This window comes from Bacteroides sp. 1_1_14, from assembly GCF_000162515.1.
Taxonomy (GTDB): Bacteria; Bacteroidota; Bacteroidia; order Bacteroidales; family Bacteroidaceae; genus Bacteroides; species Bacteroides thetaiotaomicron.
In genome coordinates this window covers 405,154-424,501 of record NZ_GG774703.1, presented here as the reverse complement: position 1 = coordinate 424,501, position 19,348 = coordinate 405,154, and the positions used below count along the sequence as shown (strand labels likewise).

Genomic DNA, 19,348 nt, shown 5'->3' with positions numbered 1-19,348 from the left:
TATGTAATACGTAACGAAACCAAAGTATACTCAACCGAAAAATATAAAAAAACTATTATTATAGGAACTCTTTCATCGACAATTTCACAAAAACGTCGTATCTTTATTCTCAATTAAGAAAGGAGTGATATGGATTTACGTACAGCAAACGTAACTAGATATATTCTTCCCCTGCGGGAAGGCGGATCATTGCCGGCTTTGGCTGAAGCTGACGATGAGTTCAAATATGTCGTAAAATTCAGAGGAGCAGGGCACGGAACCAAAGCCCTTATCGCTGAATTGATCGGAGGAGAAATAGCCCGTACTCTGGGCTTCAGAGTACCGGAGATCATCTTCCTGAATTTAGATGAAGCTTTCGGCCGAACGGAAGCAGATGAAGAGATACAGGATTTACTGCAATGGAGCCGTGGATTGAATATCGGTTTGCATTTCTTGTCCGGAGCGTTGACCTTCGATCCTGTCGTACATCAAGTGGATGGTAAAACCGCCTCACAGATTGTGTGGATGGATGCTTTTCTGACAAATGTGGACCGTACCATCAAGAATACCAATATGCTGATGTGGCATAAAGAATTATGGCTGATCGATCATGGAGCTTCCCTTTACTTCCAACATAGCTGGACCAACTGGCAGCAACAGGCACTCACCCCATTCGTGCAGATAAAAGATCATGTTTTATTGCCATTTGCCGACCAACTGAAAGAAACAGATATGGCATTCAGACAGTTACTAACCTCCGATAAGATACGGGAAATAGTCAATACCGTCCCCGACGACTGGTTGAACTGGACGGAAGGACAGGAAACTCCACAAGACCTGAGAGATATTTATATTCAATTTTTAGAGGAAAGGATCAAGCATTCCGAACTATTTGTAAATGAAGCGCAACATGCAAGAAAGGCACTTATATGAATACGCAACCATTCGTTTCGTTCCCAAAGTAGAACGTGAAGAATTTATCAATGTAGGTATTGTACTGTTCTCCAAACGATGCAAATACCTCAAATCACTTTATACGATAGATGAGAATAAACTGAAACTGTTTTCTTCCGAACTGGATATGAATTGTCTGAAAGAAGGACTGCATGTCTTCGACAGGATTTGTTCGGGTAGTAAGGAAGGGGGAATGATAGCAAGCATGGATGTCCCCGATCGTTTCCGGTGGCTGACCGCTGTAAAAAGCTCATGTATACAAGTATCCCGCCCGCATCCCGGATTTTCCGAGGATTTGGATGCTACCTTGGAGCGTTTGTTCAAAGAATTAGTGCTTTAAATGATCAATCATGGAATTTATCAAGATAACAGAGCAACCATCGCTCTATGATGACCTCGACAAGAAATCGGTAAAAGAGATTCTGGAAGATATCAATACTGAAGACCATAAAGTAGCGGATGCCGTGCAGAAAGCAATCCCACAAATAGAGAAACTGGTCACATTAATTATTCCCCGAGTAAAAAAAGGTGGGAGAATATTCTATATGGGGGCCGGAACAAGCGGACGTTTAGGTGTACTCGACGCTTCCGAAATACCTCCGACTTTCGGTATGCCTCCCACCGTAGTTATCGGACTAATCGCCGGAGGAGATACCGCCTTGCGCAATCCCGTCGAGAATGCGGAAGATGATATGTCCCGCGGATGGGAAGAGTTATTGCAGCATCATATCAATAGTGAAGATACAGTCATCGGAATTGCAGCATCCGGCACCACTCCTTATGTGATCGGAGCCATGCGTACAGCACGGGAACACGGAATACTGACCGGCTGCATTACCAGTAATCCAAATTCGCCGATGGCTACCGAAGCTGATGTACCGATAGAAGTGATTGTCGGTCCGGAGTATGTGACAGGAAGTTCTCGGATGAAATCGGGTACTGCTCAAAAGATGATTCTGAATATGATCAGCACTACTATCATGATTGAACTGGGACGCGTGCAAGGAAATAAAATGGTCAATATGCAATTGAGTAACCAAAAACTCATTGATCGGGGAACGCGCATGATCATTGAAGAACTCCATCTGGACTACGAAAAGGCTGAGGCACTTCTGTTGCTACACGGTTCGGTTAAGTCTGCGATAGAGGCCTATCGCAGACACAACTCTACTCAGCAAGAGTAAAATGCAGTGCAGCACCACCGGAGGACTTTAACTTCAAAGTTAGCTTATCTCCGGCTTTTATCTTCTTATGAGTAGTACGAACCTTTGTACGTGTATTCAACTTGTCGTCATCTTCATACAAGTTGACTATATACTTCGTTCCCGGTTTCAAAAAATCCGTGGTTAACGTAATGGTACGCGCTTCTGTATTTGTCATTGCTCCCACAAACCATTCTTTTCCGGAACGACGAGCCTGCACAATATATTCACCTATTTCTCCATCTAATGCACGACTTTCATCCCAAACAGTCGGGATGGCTTTCCAGAACTCCAGTTCCTCCTCACCTTTATACATAGCAGGATTATCATACCAAAACATAAATTGCAAAGGACTGTAATACACGGCTGCCATTGCCAATTGATGTGCTTTGGTGTTTTTCACACGACTATTAAAATAACAGAGTGTATAATCTCCTGCGCCTGCCAGAAAACGAGTATAAGGGAGAATGGTATTGTGTGTCGCATCCGGCATCTCTTCATTTCCACGGATACCTTCTTGCGTCATCAAATTGGGATAGGTACGACTGAAACCGGTTGGACGATATTCATCATGAATATCCACCATCATTTCATATTCCGCACATTTACGGACTGCATCATGTAGCCACGTACTCCAATGCTGATTACCTATCTGTACAAAACCGAATTTAATTCCTTTCAATCCCCATTTTTTATACAATGGCAATAAAGAATCTAGCTGTTGAACCAAAGCACGTTGATTGACATAGACCATTAATCCAATGCCTCTAGATTCTGCATATTTACATAAAGCAGAAATATCAAGATCTTTATCCGGAGAAACCGTAGTAGCATCCGAACTCATTTTCATTTCCGGGCCATACCATCCTGCATCCATATGTACATATTGAATGCCACGTTCCGCTGCAAAATCAATGGCTGCTTTTACTTTCTCCTGTTTTAAGTCTCCAGAACGGAATACTTTCCCAGGCTTAATCCAAGAAATATCTGATATCCGACAAGGAGTATTTAAATTCAAAGCCAAATCATTATGATTGATCAAATCGACCGGACGTTCGGCAGCCATAATGACACGCCAAGGGGTACTGTAGGGAGAAATAATGTCAACGCTGCTATACAAGCTAGTTTCCAGTGTTGAAGGCTTCTCTGCAGACAAACGGAATTTTCCACGAGCATAATCCACCATCTCCGCTTCCAGTAATGCAACAGTCAATCCATCTGGCAGTTTCATAGTCAAAGGGCGTTCACTTTCCTCTTTTCCCCACCCTGACAGGGGACGAAGCTCATAAGGACCTTGTGCCCAACGTTCATAGTAAGCCATTGTACCTTCAGGCATTGTGAAACTTGTCCGTTCACCTGTAATATGTAAAAATAGCCCATTGGTCGTTTCCGGAAAATGATAACGGAATGCCACTCCTTCGTTATAGGCACGGACGATAATATTCATAAAGTAGTTTTTACGTTTGTCGTAACCGCCTTCAGTCATCCCTTGTCCCTCACCTTTACGAAACTTTAAAGTCATTTCATTATAACAGTCCCGAACTTCGGCACGTTCTCCATATACAGGTTTCCATGTTGCATCGTTTTTCCGATGATCAGTATCCGTTAATTTCAGATTCTCGCACCAAAAATAGCAAGTATCATTTGGTACTCCCAATGCCGATTCAAACAATTGATTCTCTATCTGTACACCGAGTTCACCCTCCTCCACTACAGGACGATTCTTATATGTCAGCGTATAATACATTCGTGCATTATCCTCTCCGAACGAACGCTGGTAAAAGGTGAACCGATACGCTCCGTCTGGGGAAGTCAGTTCCCGGCGGGTTTCTGTCATCACATTCTGTGCCTTTGTCAGTGTCGGTATTACCAACAGTAAAAGCAAGATACTTTTCTTCATTCTATTTAAATTCATGTTTATCCGTTTTTCCAATATATACGAACGAATTAATTATTATACTCAATCTGTCTCCCAAAGAAACACTACTTCTCAATTCTTTTTATAAAAGTCTCTTTTCTTTCATACATTTCTGCAAATATAAACAAACATCTTGCAAAAATAAGCACAACATCACATTCAAAAAGCAGCTACTTTTGCATCAATTCATATAAATAATAAATAAAACCATGAACGAATTATTTAGTATTGCCGGTAAGGTAGCTGTAATTACCGGAGCAGGTGGTGTGTTGGGAGGAAATATCGCCCAGCACTTTGTACAGCAGGGAGCAAAAGTTGTAGCTATCGACATCCGTCAGGAACAACTGGACAACCGTATAGAAGAACTTAAACAATATGGTCAGGATGTTATCGGTATTATTGGAGACGTGCTGGACATCGCCAGTCTGGAAAAAGTAGCGGAAGAGATTGTTACCCAATGGGGACAGATTGATATTCTGTTGAATATTGCCGGAGGCAACATGCCGGGAGCCACTCTTGAACCGGATCAGAACTTCTATGATATGGACATTTCCTGTTGGGAGAAAGTGACCAGTCTGAATATGAACGGTACAGTCTATCCGTCTATGATCTTTGGTAAAGTGATGGCAGAGCAGAAAAAAGGTTGCATTATCAATGTGTCTTCTATGGCTGCTTATAGTGCCATCACCCGTGTGCCGGGGTATTCGGCTGCAAAAACAGCTGTAGCTAACTTTACACAATGGCTTGCCAGTGAGATGGCTCTGAAATATGGTGACGGCATCCGTGTAAATGCCATTGCTCCCGGTTTCTTTATCGGCGATCAGAACCGTCGCGTACTTATCAATCCGGATGGCTCGCTGACTGACAGAAGCAAAAAGGTTTTAGCCAAGACACCGATGAACCGTTTTGGTGATATTAAAGAATTGAACGGTGCCGTACAATTTTTGTGTAGCGAAGCTGCCAGTTTTGTAACCGGTGCAATGTTGCCTATCGATGGTGGATTCAGTGCATTCAGCGGCGTATAAAGAGAAGAAACTATGATGGAAAAAACATGGAGATGGTTTGGCAAGAAAGACAAGATTACCTTGCCAATGCTCCGGCAAATAGGTGTGGAAGGGATTGTTACAGCTTTGCACGACATACCGAACGGAGAAATATGGACAATAGAAGCGATTAATGCTCTGAAATCCTATATAGAATCATACGGACTGCGCTGGTCTGTAGTAGAAAGTTTGCCCGTATGCGAAGCGATCAAATATGGTGGGACAGAACGTGAACAGTTGATAGAGAACTACAAAGTAAGCCTTACCAATCTAGGTAAATGTGGAATAAAAACTGTTTGCTATAACTTTATGCCAGTCATCGACTGGATACGTACAGACTTGCAGTACCTCTGCCCTGACGGTACTAGCTCATTGTATTATGACCGTATCCGTTTCGCCTATTTCGACATGAAGATACTGGAACGGGAAGGGGCTGAAAAGGATTATACGGAAGAAGAACTTCATAAAGTTTCCGAACTGGATCAAGTGATCACCGAAAAAGAGAAGGATGATCTGATTGATACCATTATCGTTAAGACACAAGAATTTGTCAATGGGAACATCAAAGAAGGAGACAAAGAACCGGTCGTCCTTTTCAAACGGTTGTTAACTTTGTACAAAGATATTAACCGTGACATCCTGCGAGAAAATATGTGTCACTTTCTTTCTGCCATTATGCCGGTTTGCGAAGAATACGGAGTGAATATGTGCGTGCATCCCGACGATCCTCCATTCCAGGTTCTTGGTCTTCCTCGTATCGTCACCAATGAAGAAGATATAGCCTGGTTTCTGAATGCAGTAGACAATCCGCACAACGGACTGACATTCTGTGCAGGTTCCTTGAGTGCCGGCGAACACAATGATACCCGCGAATTGGCAAAGAAGTTTGCTAAACGTACGCACTTTATACACCTACGCAGCACAGCCGCCATGCCGGGTGGAAACTTCATTGAAAGTTCTCACCTGGCAGGAAGAGGACATATCATTGACCTTATCCGAATCTTTGAGAAAGAAAATCCGGGATTACCTATGCGCATTGATCACGGGAGAATGATGCTGGGAGATGAAGACAAGGGGTATAATCCAGGCTATTCTTTTTATGGACGTATGCTGGCACTGGCGCAAGTAGAGGGTATGATGACGGTAGTGGATGATGAAATAAAACGTCAGATGAAATTATGATTCTCTTTCACCAGACATTGATGCAAAAAAGAAGGGAGAAGTCATATTTAACATCTCCCTTCTTTTTATCTATCATAGCAATAATCAATTTCTCTTTGAAACGATTTATTTCTTTTGTCCTTCTTGGAAATCCGGTATACGTTTTACATCCGCACCTTTCATTACACCTTTTTTAATTGCTTCATTGGTTTCTGAAATTTCTTTCTTAACACGCTTATAATATTCTTTAGTCAGTCCTTTCTCCACAGCTTCAGACTCTGTAGCCGCCCAGAAATACTGGTAATCCATCAGCATCAAGTCAGGAGCAACCACCTTAAAGAAAATACTATCTCCTTCAAATTTTTCACGTAAATCACCTAAATAAATAGTGTCTGCCGGATTTACTTCTTGTGTACTTGCATTTTTTTGTGAACTACTGCTACCGCAAGAGGCTAACAATAAGCCTCCAAATAACGAAATAAAAATTAATAATTTCATATATCTATCATTTATAATATAAAACATGCTCAACGGTTCAATTATCAGGATCAGAATATCATCCTGTAACAGAGTGCACAAAAATAGTAATTTATAATATCATAATGATCATTTTTCTGTTCTTTTTCTATATTTTCCTACAAATTACTTAAGTAATACGTTAATTACTCCCTAAAAAATGCTTCACACATACTTATATCATATCACCACTTTATCTATCCCTTTCTACTTTTTCCAATCGGAAAGCACTGAGACATAACTTTTGTCCGGCCTTGTCAACACGTAAACGCAATACACAGGCACCAGCCGAAAGTGAAAGTTCGCCAAGTTTTGTTTCTTTCCACTTTTTAGAAGAAGGGATCGAAGACGAGATTTCTAATCCCTGATCAGAGGCCATTGCTACATGTGAAGAGGAATTTGCCGAATAAGTAAGATAAACAGCATAAGCTCCACTTTTAGGGATATTGACAGTATAATTCATCCACTCGCCGTCTTCTACCTGAACCACTACGTATTTATTATCTATTTTCTGTAATTCAACTGCTCCATCCGGACGATACTCATTTCCACGTACTGTCCCTATATTATGATAGGTATGCCCTTCAGGATTTTCTGATATACAATAATAATCATAATCAGCAGCCAAAATTGTACTGGGCAATTGATGCAAACCGGAAACTCGCTTACCTGTAGAAAAAGTAACCGGATCACCTGCCATCCAAGGGGTCAGTCGCTTAGTTAAAGTCCCCCAACCAGTCCACTCATAAAACCAATTCGGGGCTACTCCCCAATTCTCACATCCATAACGTTCTATCATATAATCACGATAACGCTGTAACCAGGTATATTTTTCAGCCGGTAATCCACTACGCACCGCATAATGTGCCAATGCCATTTCTCTGGTTCCTCCTGTCCCGGCAACATCTCCCCGTCCATGAGAGGAGATATTCACAGACTCCCAACGTCCGCTACGACTTTTTATCTGGAGATATTTCCCGTTATCAAATGTGACTTCATTCATATCCTTTGTTAATCCTGTTGGCTCCCAAGGTGTTTCCTGTTTTTTGTAAGATTGAATACTTGACAGGTTATAACGATAACTCCATTCTAGCCCGAGCAATAAACGATTGTCCAAACTACTATATAAAGAATCCCCCTGATTCCATGCCATTTCTGCAATAGCAACATAATTGTGCAACCCGGCTAATACATGTCCCTGATCACGACTGGATTCCTGACACTGACCATTAGGATAAATATAATATTGAAGCTGTTCGTCATAACCATAATCCTGAATATCATTCTTCCGTTGTAACAATTTATAATCAATCATAGTAGGAGAAACATGAATGGGTTGATCGCTGGAAATAGCCGGTCCTGAAGGATATGGCAAATCATCTTTACGATGTTTCATTCCCAGTAAATAGCGATAAGCACGGTCATACATTATCTCATTATCAAGATAGATAGCCATTGCCATCATACTGCGTGCTGCAAACAATCCTTGATTACCGAAACGCGCTGCATCAAAATTATAGATATTCCAATAAAAAGTTACTCCATTTTTTGTATCATCCAGATAATTAGCATATTTAGCAGAATAATTTTCCGTATTACTATACCCCGGATAAACCAGCATATCTTTGAAACGTTGCTGATCTTGCCGTGTCCATCCAGAATAATCTCTCATCATTTCAGCCGCATCAATCAACAAATAAATTTTCCCATTATCCAACGGTCCTGTACCACGGCTACTAGTATTAGTATAATAAGAATTTGCATTCAAATATTCTACAGCCTTACGTGCATAGGCTTCTTCTCCTGTCAAGTGCCAAAGAAGAGCTAAATCATGAGCACGACGCCCATCCACCCCGATTGTAGCATTAAATCGCCCTTCCTTTATTTGCTCTCCACGATTCACCACAGGTGCATCAAGTGATGAATAAGAAGACTCCTTCAATTTCAAAAAGGTAGAATAATAAGGTTCTTGTCTGGCTTCTACCATTGCTTTCATACGATCGAGGTCACCTTGCGTATAAGTAATACCCGGATGAACAAAACGACGTTGTGACTGAGCTACATCACTTGTAAAAACAATATTTTCCACATGAGGTCCTACATATATGCGTGCCATATCTGAAGTCTTATACCACCGAGGTTTGTCCGGCATATTATCATCAATCAATTTTCCATTTATTTTCAAATTTTCAAAACGTATGTTCTTTACCTTACGTTTTTCATCATATCCTTCAATAATAGAAAGTTCCGCATTCTCTCCGGTATAGGATATATTCTTAAACAATACGTTCTCAATTCCTCTTCCGGGAGCAGTACAGTATTTTTCATTATAAAAGATACGTAAATTGACAAGTTGCCCCTGACGGAAATTCTCAACACGGATGTCCTCAAAATGAACATTGCGTATTAAATTGTTATCACCTGCATTAATAGCCATACATCCTTGATAATCGACTTGTTTCTCTCTATGATCCAATATATCAATATTAATATAATTCAGATCTTCCAAAACTTCGGGAGCTTTAGAATTACCATGAATTCCAATAAAAATAGGATGGGCTACATCTGCCCAAAGAGTGGAATTCTGCATTGTTATATTCCGACAACCTCCTTCAAATCCCAAACGAGTGCCATAAACAGTTGTACAATCATCTGAGTTACGGCAGAAGACACCATCAAATAATACGTTATTGCTCGCAAAAACATTCATGCCATCTCCCCACCCATAATAACTAATACTTTTGACATTACGGATAGTAACATTTTCCGACCCTCCTGTCGCACATTGAGTAGCAACAATTCCTTCTACATAGACATCTCGGGAATTCGCAATACGAATACCTCCTTTTATAGAATGATCGATAATTCCTCTTCCTAGCAATTTTACATCATGTACGTTTTCGATTAGGACACGCCCCATTAAAACAGCTCCTCCTGCCAGATACACAGTCTTACCGGATGGCACTCTCAATTCCCCATTTTTAACTGTATGTATTCCAGGACCAAAGTAAATTACTTCCGGATTATCTTTGTCCGGAATCGTTCTTTCCGGAGATCCTGTAAATAAGTGAAGATTATGAAAAATATCCCCATTTACTTCTACTGACAAATTTCGAGGATGCTCTAATGTAAAAGTTACTGTATTACCATCGATCTGAAATGGGATATCATACGAGAGAGGACGGACTTTTGCCGTCTGTACTTCTCCCAAATTATAGGTTACGGCTACTTCCACTTTTCCTGTAAAATCAAAAATTGCCATCGAAGCATTTTCTACATAATGTCGTGTATCTCTTACCTCATCCACCTTAATCAGATAAGAAGATAAGGTATGCCAGACTCCATCTTGCAAACGGACCTTAACCGTAAAATCACTATTTAAAGCAACTCCTGCGGGAGCCTTCCAGGTTGCAAGTGTGTCTTTAGCAAAGATACAAGTTGCACCACCTAATAATGCAGCTAATAATAAGAACCAATATTTCTTCATGATATTACCGAATAAAATTCTTTTATAGTATTACGAACAATAAAGACGATTCACCTATTCTCTATCAAAGATATTTATGAAAACTCGCAAAACAACAATCGTTCAATTAAAACAATGATATGTTTATTCATCTAACAATGATTCTTATTGTACAGCCGACAACGTCAATTCGGTGGTTATTCCAGATTGCACCGCTTTTCCGTCAATCACTATCTTACAGGGGGCAGAAGAAAGAATATACCATTTTCCCTGCTTCTTTTCGAGCAGCACATTAGCAGCCTCCGAAGTCTGGATACTGATACCGGATGCAATCAGTTGCGTTCCGTTCCCTATAAACAGCGTCCGGTTTCCCGCATATTCGTTACTGATTACGGCATAGTCCGCTTTCACTTTCATTCCCTGATAGGTTGCGGTCTGCGACGAATCCGTCAAAGAGAAAATATGGTCAGTACGCCCGTTTTTACTTTCCACACAGATACCGGCAAAATCTTTCAAGCCGGGCTCTTCCGCATCAAAGTAAGAGACTGACTGAATAGCCGAAGGCTCTTTCTGCGTACTTGGTTCATAAACAGCAACAAAAGGACGGTTCCATGCTTCTCCATGCTGCCGGGCAACGAAGGTGAGCGTAGGCTGCTCCTTTATATTATAAGGCATATGGGGAGTCCGGCTCAATCCTTCGGTCATCGGTGACAGTGCGGTGAACACTTCCCGTTCCGGTTCTCCTTTCATCCAGAGATTCATGGAAATATCATCTCCGCCTTTATCCTTCATATCGATGGTAAAAGTCACTTTCACATCCTGACCGGTGGTAGCCACTTTCTTATCATATAAGTAGGAATAAGCATAAAGATGGGCACCTGCAAAAGCAAGTTCTTCGGTAGGCTGCAAATTCAAGTCCGTGCCGTTGGCAGCCGTTAGTGTCATTGTCTGACCTAGATTATGGTAGAAATAATCGTGCATTTTATCGCCTCCCCGTTCTTTCCGGCTGCGGAATACATCCACATAATACCCTGTCTCCGGACCGGTAGTAACAATGCCCATCAGTCGAGTCTGATCCGCCCTGCTCTCCGGCTCACGGAAAGCTACCTGACTATAGGTGACGGAAGTAAATCCTTTACCCGGTTCCGCCGAAGCCGGAAAACAGGAAAGCAAATCGAAAGAATGATTACTTTTCATCACCGGATAACTGGAAATGCCATCTACACAAACCGTATTATGACTGGGGAATTGAGAGTAATATTCCGCATAGTCCAGACCGCTATACAGGAAAAGTCCGATACCCGCATCCGGTCCCAGCACGTATCCTTTTCCGTAAAGCTCCATCGAAATGCCATTCGCGTGCATATGATTGCCTTCACTTGCGTTGAGAGAAATCATCAGACTGTTGCGCGGATGCATCCCGTTGCGCTGTACCAGCCACGATACGTTGGGGGCATAGAACAGAGGAGATACATAATCCTCGATTTTCCCCGCCTCCACCTTCGGGTCCAGCACCAACGGCTTGTCCTCAAAGAAAGAATTGACAGAAGCCCGTACATTCTTCTTGCTATCTTTTTCGCTGCCTTCCTCCGGATTCAGACATTTCAGCAAAGCGGTGAAGTAACGTTCCTGCTCTTTCTTTCCGTTTGCCTGCGCATTCTGTATCATCCGGATAAAGAAGTTCGTACTTAAGTAACTTGGATGCGTATCTCCGAAACCACAGATCATCCGGTTCGGAAAAAGATACTGCGGAGTGGCCGCTACGGCTTTTGCCAACACAGGCATTGCCTTTACCAAGTCATACTGCAGATTATGGTCAAACTGATGGGTGAAGTTCGCGTAATCATTGATGACTACACTGCTGTATCCCGGACATTCCGCCCATATTCCCGTTTCGGAGTCAAAGCCGTAATCGGCCAGCTTGGTCAGACTCCACTGGCGGATGCTCGAACGGTTCATTACGTAGTCAATATAGTATTCGCGTCCTTTCCCGTCCGCATACTCTTCATTATCTTCCAGCACCAGTCCCACGTTCATGATATATCGTGCCTGCAATAAATCCCAGTTGTTATGAGGGACTCCGTTGGTGATAATATTATCCGCCCATTTCTTCAATGCGCCAGCATAAATCATCATCTTATCCGGATAGTTGGATTGCAGATAATGATAGAGAAAGTCATACAAAGGGACAACGATATGCAAAGCATCCTCATGGATCACTTCAAAAGAAGTCAGCCCCACCAGTGTCTGCTGATGCCCGTGATTCAGGTCAACAGGAACATTTCTGTAATAGATTCCCGTCATATAAGTATCGAAAACACCGGCAGCCAACCGGGCATACTTTTCTTCTCCCGTCATCCAATAGAGGAAAGCGGCGTCACGGGCAATTCCCAGAATCTCACAGTTCAGACTCTCAATATTGCGCCCGGTCTTGGACGCATGCACACTTTCCTGCGGACGGCCTTCCAAGGCATTGTTGCAGAAAGTCACGTTTCCTTCCGCACTATCGTCATAAGGTACTACATCTTCCAGTTTAGGTCGACCGTGCGTAGCGGCCGTCCCTCGTGTTCCGGTATAGCGAACTGTCGGGGCAGGTGCCTTCGCGCCTCCGGCATGGTCGAACACCTCACCTTTCACGTACACTTCCGTTGCATGCGACTTCCAGTACATGGCCAAACGGGATAATAACCAGTCCGGCTGACTTTCCGTACGTCGCGTATATACTTCCGTCCGTTCTTTCAGCTTGTTAAAGACATCTTGTGCCCATGCTTCCTTCTTGATCAACTTCCATGTTTCTTTTTTTCCTTCCGGGGTAGCCAGCACTCTCGGATGATCCTGCGGCATCTTCTCCGGCAACGGAATCTCCTGCCCGTGCGCATTCAGGAAAAAAAGCACACACAATCCTAACAAAATTCGTCTCATACTTCCATTTCTTATTTACGTTTGCTACGTATTTAATACGAAAATAAGGAATTATTTACCTAACTGGTATCAGAAAACCCGTTTTTATTTTCACCGGTACGGACTGCCTTCATACTCCGGACATTCAAGTATACTCAAAAAAGATAGCCTGCAAGCATACCACTTACAGGCTATCACAATCCCCTTTTTTCCCTTTGTATCAGGGAGGCAACTTACGTTTCCCCGTCCCCGCCGGAACTCTTGCTGTACATCCTTGCCATCAAGCTATATATACTTCATACAAGGAGCATTTCCCCATTCAGATACAGTACCGGCAGGTCCCCATAAGTCACTCCACAATGTTCTTGCGAATCTCCCCAACTATCGTTGGATTCATATGGGTATCCGCCCTTTTTCGATGCGAAGATAATTTTTTTATGCTACTATTATAGTTAACACCGCCTATTAAAAGTGTTAAAAATAAAGATTTCATACCATACTTCTGCAAGCCGACACCAAAGAAGAATATTTATTTTCTCTAAACAAAGCGTTAATTCCGAACAAAGAATTATATTTGCAGAAATCTAACAATTCTGATACTTATGAAAATACTATCTATCCATGATTTGCAAATAATCAGGAAGAGAGCGGAGCACCATCTTTCATTGCGCGAAGAAAGTAATGAAAAGGTTTCCGAAAAATGTTGCGGGCTGGCGTCCGGAACAGCACACCTCCAGATTCTTATTTGCGGAGGTACCGGTTGTAAAGCCTCTTCCAGTCAGGGCATCACTGAAAATCTTCAAAAAGCCATTGAAAGAAACGGGATAACCGACAAAGTAGACGTCATCACAGTAGGCTGCTTCGGATTCTGCGAAAAGGGCCCCATCGTAAAGATCATTCCTGACAATACGTTCTATACCCAAGTCACTCCCGAAGATGCGGAGGAAATCATCAGCGAACACATCATCGGAGGACGAAGAATCGAACGGCTGCTCTACATAGACCCGAAGACCGAACAAACTGTCAGTGACTCCAAACACATGGACTTCTACCGGAAACAACTCCGCATCGCCTTGCGCAACTGCGGATTCATCGACTCCGAAAATATAGAAGAATACATCGCCCGTGAAGGATACTTCGCACTGGCCGACTGCCTTCTCAACAAACAGCCTGCCGACGTCATCGACGTCATCAAACGCTCCGGCCTGCGGGGACGCGGTGGGGGCGGTTTCCCCACCGGCTTGAAATGGGAATTTGCCAGTAAGCAGGTATCGGACGTAAAGTACGTTGTCTGCAACGCCGACGAAGGCGACCCCGGCGCCTTCATGGACCGCTCCATCATGGAAGGCGACCCGCACTCTATTGTAGAAGCGATGTGCATCTGCGGTTACTCCATCGGTTCCTCCAAAGGACTGGTCTACATCCGCGCCGAATATCCGCTGGCCATCAACCGCCTCAAAAAAGCGATTGAGCAAGCCCGTGCATACGGATTACTGGGAGACCACATCCTGGGGACAGATTTCAGCTTCGACATAGAGATCCGTTACGGAGCAGGCGCGTTCGTCTGCGGCGAGGAAACCGCCCTAATCCACTCGATGGAAGGAAAACGGGGAGAGCCGACCCTGAAACCTCCTTTCCCCGCCGAATCCGGTTATCTGGGCAAACCGACCAATGTGAACAATGTGGAAACCCTCGCCAATATTCCCATTATCCTGACCAAAGGCGCCGAATGGTTCGCCTCCATCGGAACGGAACGCTCCAAAGGCACCAAAGTCTTCGCTCTTGCCGGAAAGATCAACAATGTCGGACTGATCGAAGTACCGATGGGAACTACCCTGCGGGAAGTAATCTACGAAATCGGCGGAGGCATCAAGGGAGGAAAGAAATTCAAAGCCGTACAGACAGGCGGTCCGTCGGGGGGCTGTCTGACGGAGAAACATCTGGATACTCCCATCGACTTCGACAACCTGCTGGCAGCCGGTTCCATGATGGGATCGGGAGGCATGATCGTGATGGATGAAGATGACTGTATGGTATCCGTCGCCCGTTTCTATCTCGACTTTACCGTCGAAGAATCCTGCGGTAAATGTACCCCATGCCGTATCGGCAACAAACGCCTGTTGGAACTGCTGAACAAGATAACGGAAGGACGGGGCACGGAAAAAGACCTGGACACGCTTGCCACCCTCGGACGGGTGATAAAAGACACGGCACTCTGCGGACTGGGACAAACGTCTCCGAATCCGGTACTGTCTACCCTCGACAACTTCCGTGACGAATATCTGGAACATGTCAGAGACAAGACCTGCCGCGCCAAACAATGCAAGTCCCTGCTGACCTATACCATTAATCCGGAACTTTGTATCGGTTGCCACCTGTGTGCCAAGAATTGTCCGGCGGATGCCATCAGCGGCTTGGTACGCAAACCTCATGTCATCAACCCCGAGAAATGTATCAAGTGCGGCATGTGCATGGCACGCTGTAAATTCAAAGCTATTCTTGTCTGCTAAAATCTACTGCTATGGAAGAAAAACAAATTACCCTCCAGATAGACGGTCACTTTATCACCGTACCCGAAGGAAGCACGATCCTCGAAGCCGCCTGCAAAATCGGCATCAACATACCTACGCTGTGTCACATCGACCTGAAAGGAACCTGTATCAAGAACAATCCCGCTTCCTGCCGCATCTGTGTAGTCGAAGTGGCAGGACGCCGCAATCTGGCTCCCGCCTGCGCTACCCGTTGCACGGAAGGGATGGTGGTGAAAACCAGTACCCTACGCGTGATGAACGCCCGGAAAGTGGTAGCCGAACTGATCCTGTCCGATCATCCCAACGACTGTCTCACCTGTCCCAAATGCGGCAACTGTGAACTCCAGACACTGGCACTGCGTTTCAACATCCGTGAAATGCCGTTCAACGGCGGCGAACTTTCTCCCCGCAAACGGGAAGTGACCTCCTCCATTGTGCGCAACATGGACAAGTGTATCTTCTGCCGCCGATGCGAAAGCGTCTGCAACGATGTACAGACAGTCGGCGCACTGGGAGCCATCCGCCGCGGATTCAACACAACGATAGCCCCTGCCTTCGACAGAATGATGAAAGACAGCGAATGTACCTACTGCGGTCAATGCGTAGCCGTATGTCCGGTAGGCGCACTGACCGAACGGGATTACACCAACCGCCTTCTGGACGATTTGGCCGACCCCGATAAGATCGTAATTGTCCAGACTGCCCCCGCCGTACGTGCCGCCCTGGGAGAAGAATTCGGCTTGCCTCCCGGCACACTGGTAACCGGAAAAATGGTTTACGCCCTCCGCGAACTGGGTTTCGACTATGTATTCGATACCGACTTTGCCGCCGACCTCACCATCATGGAAGAAGGTTCCGAAATCCTGAACCGACTGACACGCTATCTGGACGGAGATAAATCCGTCCGGCTTCCGATCCTGACTTCCTGCTGCCCGGCTTGGGTAAACTTCTTCGAGCACCACTTCCCGGATATGCTGGATATCCCTTCTACCGCCCGTTCTCCACAACAGATGTTCGGCTCCATCGCCAAGTCTTACTGGGCAGAGAAAATGGGAATCCCCCGCGAAAAGCTGGTAGTTGTCTCCATCATGCCCTGTCTGGCCAAGAAATATGAATGTGACCGCGACGAGTTCAAAGTAAACGGTGTCTCCGACGTCGATTACTCCATCTCCACCCGCGAACTGGCACGCCTGATAAAGCGAGCCAACATCGGCTTTACCCTCGTGCTGGACAGCCCGTTCGACAACCCTATGGGAGAATCGACCGGCGCCGGTGTCATCTTCGGTACGACGGGTGGTGTCATGGAAGCCGCCCTGCGCTCCGTTTATGAAATCTACACCGGACAGCCGCTGAAGAATGTCAACTTTGAACAGGTACGCGGACTGAGCGGTGTCCGACGCGCCACCATCGACCTGAACGGATTTGAACTGAAAGTAGGCATCGCACACGGACTAGGCAACGCAAGGCACTTACTGGAAGATATACGAAACGGACATAATGAATATCATGTCATCGAAATCATGGCATGCCCCGGCGGCTGCATCGGAGGTGGCGGGCAACCGTTGCATCACGGCAACTCGGACGTTCTCTACGCCCGTGCCAACGCCCTTTACCGGGAAGATGCCAACAAACCTTTGCGCAAATCTCACGACAACCCGTATATTCAGAAACTGTATGAAGAATACCTCGGCAAACCGCTGGGTGAGAAATCGGAAATGCTCTTGCACACGCATTATTTCAACAAATCGATTGATTAACTTTAAACAAGTACTATTATGTCAGATATCAAACTAGCCTGCGATGTGGTGGAACAAGTCAAGACGATTTGCGACAAGCACGGGAACAATGCGGGCGAATTAATCAATATTTTGCATGAAGCGCAACATCTGCACGGCTATCTGCCCGAAGAGATGCAACGGATCATAGCCTCCAAACTCAGAATCCCCGTGTCGAAAGTCTACGGAGTTGTGACATTCTACACCTTCTTTACGATGACTCCCAAAGGAAAGCATCCGATTTCCGTCTGCATGGGCACGGCGTGCTACGTACGTGGTTCGGAGAAGTTGCTGGAAGAGTTCAAGCGGGTACTCGGCATCGAAGTCGGAGAAACCACCCCCGACGGAAAGTATTCGCTGGATTGCCTGCGCTGCGTAGGCGCCTGCGGACTGGCTCCGGTAGTGATGATCGGCGAAAAAGGTGTACGGACGGTTGCAACCGGTGGATGTGAAGAAGATTATCGAGGAACTGGAATAAGTCTCCCCCGCCCTTCAAAAGAGGATGTGACGTATCGGGTATCCGATATGTCACGCATCTTCTTTGGGGTCGTATCCCCACTTCACATAAACCGCTCCCCAGGCAAATCCCGCACCGAATGCGGTAAATATCAGATTATCGCCTTTCTTCAGTTTTTTCTCAAAATCCCAGATGCAAAGTGGAAGCGTGCCGGCACTGGTGTTGCCATAACGTTCGATGTTGACCATCACTTTCTCGGACGGTACTTCCAGCCGTTGCGCCACAGCGGTAATGATACGCTGGTTAGCCTGGTGGGGAATCACCCAATCAATATCCTCCTTAGTCAAGTGGTTTCTGGCGATAATAGCTTCACAGGAATCCGACATATTCGCTACGGCATACTTGAACACCGTGCGGCCTTCCTGATAAATATAATGCAGATGATGATCCAATGAATAATAGGAAGGAGGACATACGGACCCTCCCGCTTTTATATGCAGAAAAGGCAGCCCTTTACCATCCGTTCTCAGCACCGAATCCATGATGCCGACCTCTTCCGTAGTAGGTTCCAGCATAAAAGCGGCCGCACCGTCGCCAAAGATAGGGCAAGTGGCACGATCCGTATAATCGATTACGGATGACATCTTATCAGCACCTACAATAATAATCTTTTTATATTTTCCCGAACGGATAAAATTCGCTCCCGTTTCCATCGCATACAGGAAACCGCTGCAAACCGCCTGCATATCGAAAGCGAAAGCATTCTTCAGGCCCAGTCTTTCGCACAAGATAGATGCCGTTGAAGGAAAACGATAGTCCGAAGTAGTAGTGGCGACAATGACCAGATCGATATCATCGGGATGACTCTTTGTGCGTTGCATCAACTGCTTGGCGGCCTTACGGGCCATATACGAAGTTCCAAGCCCCTCTTCATTCAAGATATGTCGTTCTTTTATGCCGATACGCCCCATGATCCATTCGTCGGTGGTATCCACCATTTTAGAAATTTCATCATTAGTCAGCACATAATCGGGCACATATCCCCCGACCCCAGTAATTACCGCATTTATTTTATCCATCAAGTCTATTTTCAGAATTACAAAAATGTGATATCTCAAAAAAAATATCGGGCGCAAATATACAGAAAAGAGAATGATATACAAGAGAAGAGTACTAGAAATACCAAACACTTTGACCTATGAAAAGAACTTTTGGCTAAAGAACGAGAAGTTTTGACTAAATTTCAGATTCAGCGGAGAGAGCGGGATTCGAACCCGCGATACACTTTTGGCGTATACACGCTTTCCAGGCGTGCCTCTTCAACCACTCGAGCATCTCTCCTTTCAAAAAACTCAATAAACACTAAGAAAACGCTCCCGTTTTCGTTTCACAACATCGGAGGCGTCGCCCTCCATAAAAACAAAAAGCAGCCCAAAAGCTGCTTT

At 44.8% G+C, this 19,348-nt stretch carries 12 protein-coding genes, 1 tRNA gene and 1 pseudogene; 8 read left to right on the top strand and 6 right to left on the bottom strand.

Annotated features, from left to right (window positions below; translation table 11 throughout):
* The first annotated feature begins 129 nt into the window (after positions 1-129).
* From HMPREF9007_RS19265 to murQ, 3 genes are read left to right on the top strand one after another with little or no spacing between them, the layout of a single operon-like run.
* The gene (locus HMPREF9007_RS19265) at positions 130-912 is read left to right on the top strand and encodes a HipA family kinase (protein ID WP_008760454.1); all 783 of its coding nucleotides are present in this window, start codon (positions 130-132) and stop codon (positions 910-912) included.
* A complete protein-coding gene (locus tag HMPREF9007_RS19270; RefSeq protein WP_008760453.1) occupies positions 890-1,273 on the top strand; it encodes a DUF3037 domain-containing protein in 384 nt (127 codons plus the stop codon). The genes HMPREF9007_RS19265 and HMPREF9007_RS19270 overlap by 23 nt, the downstream gene beginning before the upstream one ends.
* 10 nt (positions 1,274-1,283) lie before the next feature.
* Positions 1,284-2,117, top strand: a complete 834-nt coding sequence (murQ, locus tag HMPREF9007_RS19275) for an N-acetylmuramic acid 6-phosphate etherase (RefSeq protein WP_008760452.1) — start codon at positions 1,284-1,286, stop codon at positions 2,115-2,117.
* Here murQ and HMPREF9007_RS19280 read toward each other — a convergent pair.
* Positions 2,101-4,050 carry a glycoside hydrolase family 97 protein gene (locus tag HMPREF9007_RS19280; protein WP_008760451.1) on the bottom strand — a complete coding sequence of 650 codons (1,950 nt, stop codon included), beginning with the start codon at positions 4,048-4,050 and terminating at the stop codon, positions 2,101-2,103. The genes murQ and HMPREF9007_RS19280 overlap by 17 nt on opposite strands.
* Before the next feature lie 212 nt (positions 4,051-4,262).
* Between HMPREF9007_RS19280 and HMPREF9007_RS19285 the strand changes: the two genes are divergently transcribed.
* A complete protein-coding gene (locus HMPREF9007_RS19285) occupies positions 4,263-5,078 on the top strand; it encodes an SDR family oxidoreductase (RefSeq protein WP_008760450.1) in 816 nt (271 codons plus the stop codon).
* A 12-nt stretch (positions 5,079-5,090) separates the two neighbouring features.
* Positions 5,091-6,278, top strand: a complete 1,188-nt coding sequence (uxuA, locus tag HMPREF9007_RS19290; protein ID WP_008760449.1) for a mannonate dehydratase — start codon at positions 5,091-5,093, stop codon at positions 6,276-6,278.
* A 105-nt stretch (positions 6,279-6,383) separates the two neighbouring features.
* On the opposite strand, the gene HMPREF9007_RS19295 is transcribed toward uxuA, so the two are convergent.
* From HMPREF9007_RS19295 to HMPREF9007_RS19305, 3 genes are all read right to left on the bottom strand, one after another.
* On the bottom strand, positions 6,384-6,755 hold the full coding sequence (locus HMPREF9007_RS19295; protein ID WP_008766743.1) for a hypothetical protein: 372 nt from the start codon (positions 6,753-6,755) through the stop codon (positions 6,384-6,386).
* Positions 6,756-6,966: 211 nt separating this feature from the next.
* The gene (locus HMPREF9007_RS28050; protein WP_022470146.1) at positions 6,967-10,260 is read right to left on the bottom strand and encodes an alginate lyase family protein; all 3,294 of its coding nucleotides are present in this window, start codon (positions 10,258-10,260) and stop codon (positions 6,967-6,969) included.
* Positions 10,261-10,404: 144 nt separating this feature from the next.
* A complete protein-coding gene (locus tag HMPREF9007_RS19305; RefSeq protein WP_008760446.1) occupies positions 10,405-13,161 on the bottom strand; it encodes a heparinase II/III family protein in 2,757 nt (918 codons plus the stop codon).
* A gap of 581 nt (positions 13,162-13,742) precedes the next feature.
* On the opposite strand from HMPREF9007_RS19305, the gene nuoF reads away from it, so the two are divergent.
* The 3 genes and pseudogenes from nuoF (at position 13,743) to nuoE (ending at position 17,924) form a co-directional block, all read left to right on the top strand.
* The gene (gene nuoF / locus HMPREF9007_RS19310; protein WP_008760445.1) at positions 13,743-15,650 is read left to right on the top strand and encodes an NADH-quinone oxidoreductase subunit NuoF; all 1,908 of its coding nucleotides are present in this window, start codon (positions 13,743-13,745) and stop codon (positions 15,648-15,650) included.
* An 11-nt stretch (positions 15,651-15,661) separates the two neighbouring features.
* Entirely contained in the window at positions 15,662-17,428 is a 1,767-nt protein-coding gene (locus HMPREF9007_RS19315; protein WP_008760444.1) for an NADH-dependent [FeFe] hydrogenase, group A6, read from the top strand.
* Between the two features lie 18 nt (positions 17,429-17,446).
* Positions 17,447-17,924 (top strand): annotated as a pseudogene (gene nuoE, locus HMPREF9007_RS0124730) (NADH-quinone oxidoreductase subunit NuoE).
* A gap of 50 nt (positions 17,925-17,974) precedes the next feature.
* Here nuoE and HMPREF9007_RS19320 read toward each other — a convergent pair.
* Both HMPREF9007_RS19320 and HMPREF9007_RS19325 read right to left on the bottom strand, forming a co-directional pair.
* Entirely contained in the window at positions 17,975-18,982 is a 1,008-nt protein-coding gene (locus HMPREF9007_RS19320) for a beta-ketoacyl-ACP synthase III (RefSeq protein WP_008760442.1), read from the bottom strand.
* A gap of 174 nt (positions 18,983-19,156) precedes the next feature.
* Positions 19,157-19,244 (bottom strand) — tRNA-Ser (locus HMPREF9007_RS19325).
* Between the last annotated feature and the right edge of the window lie 104 nt (positions 19,245-19,348).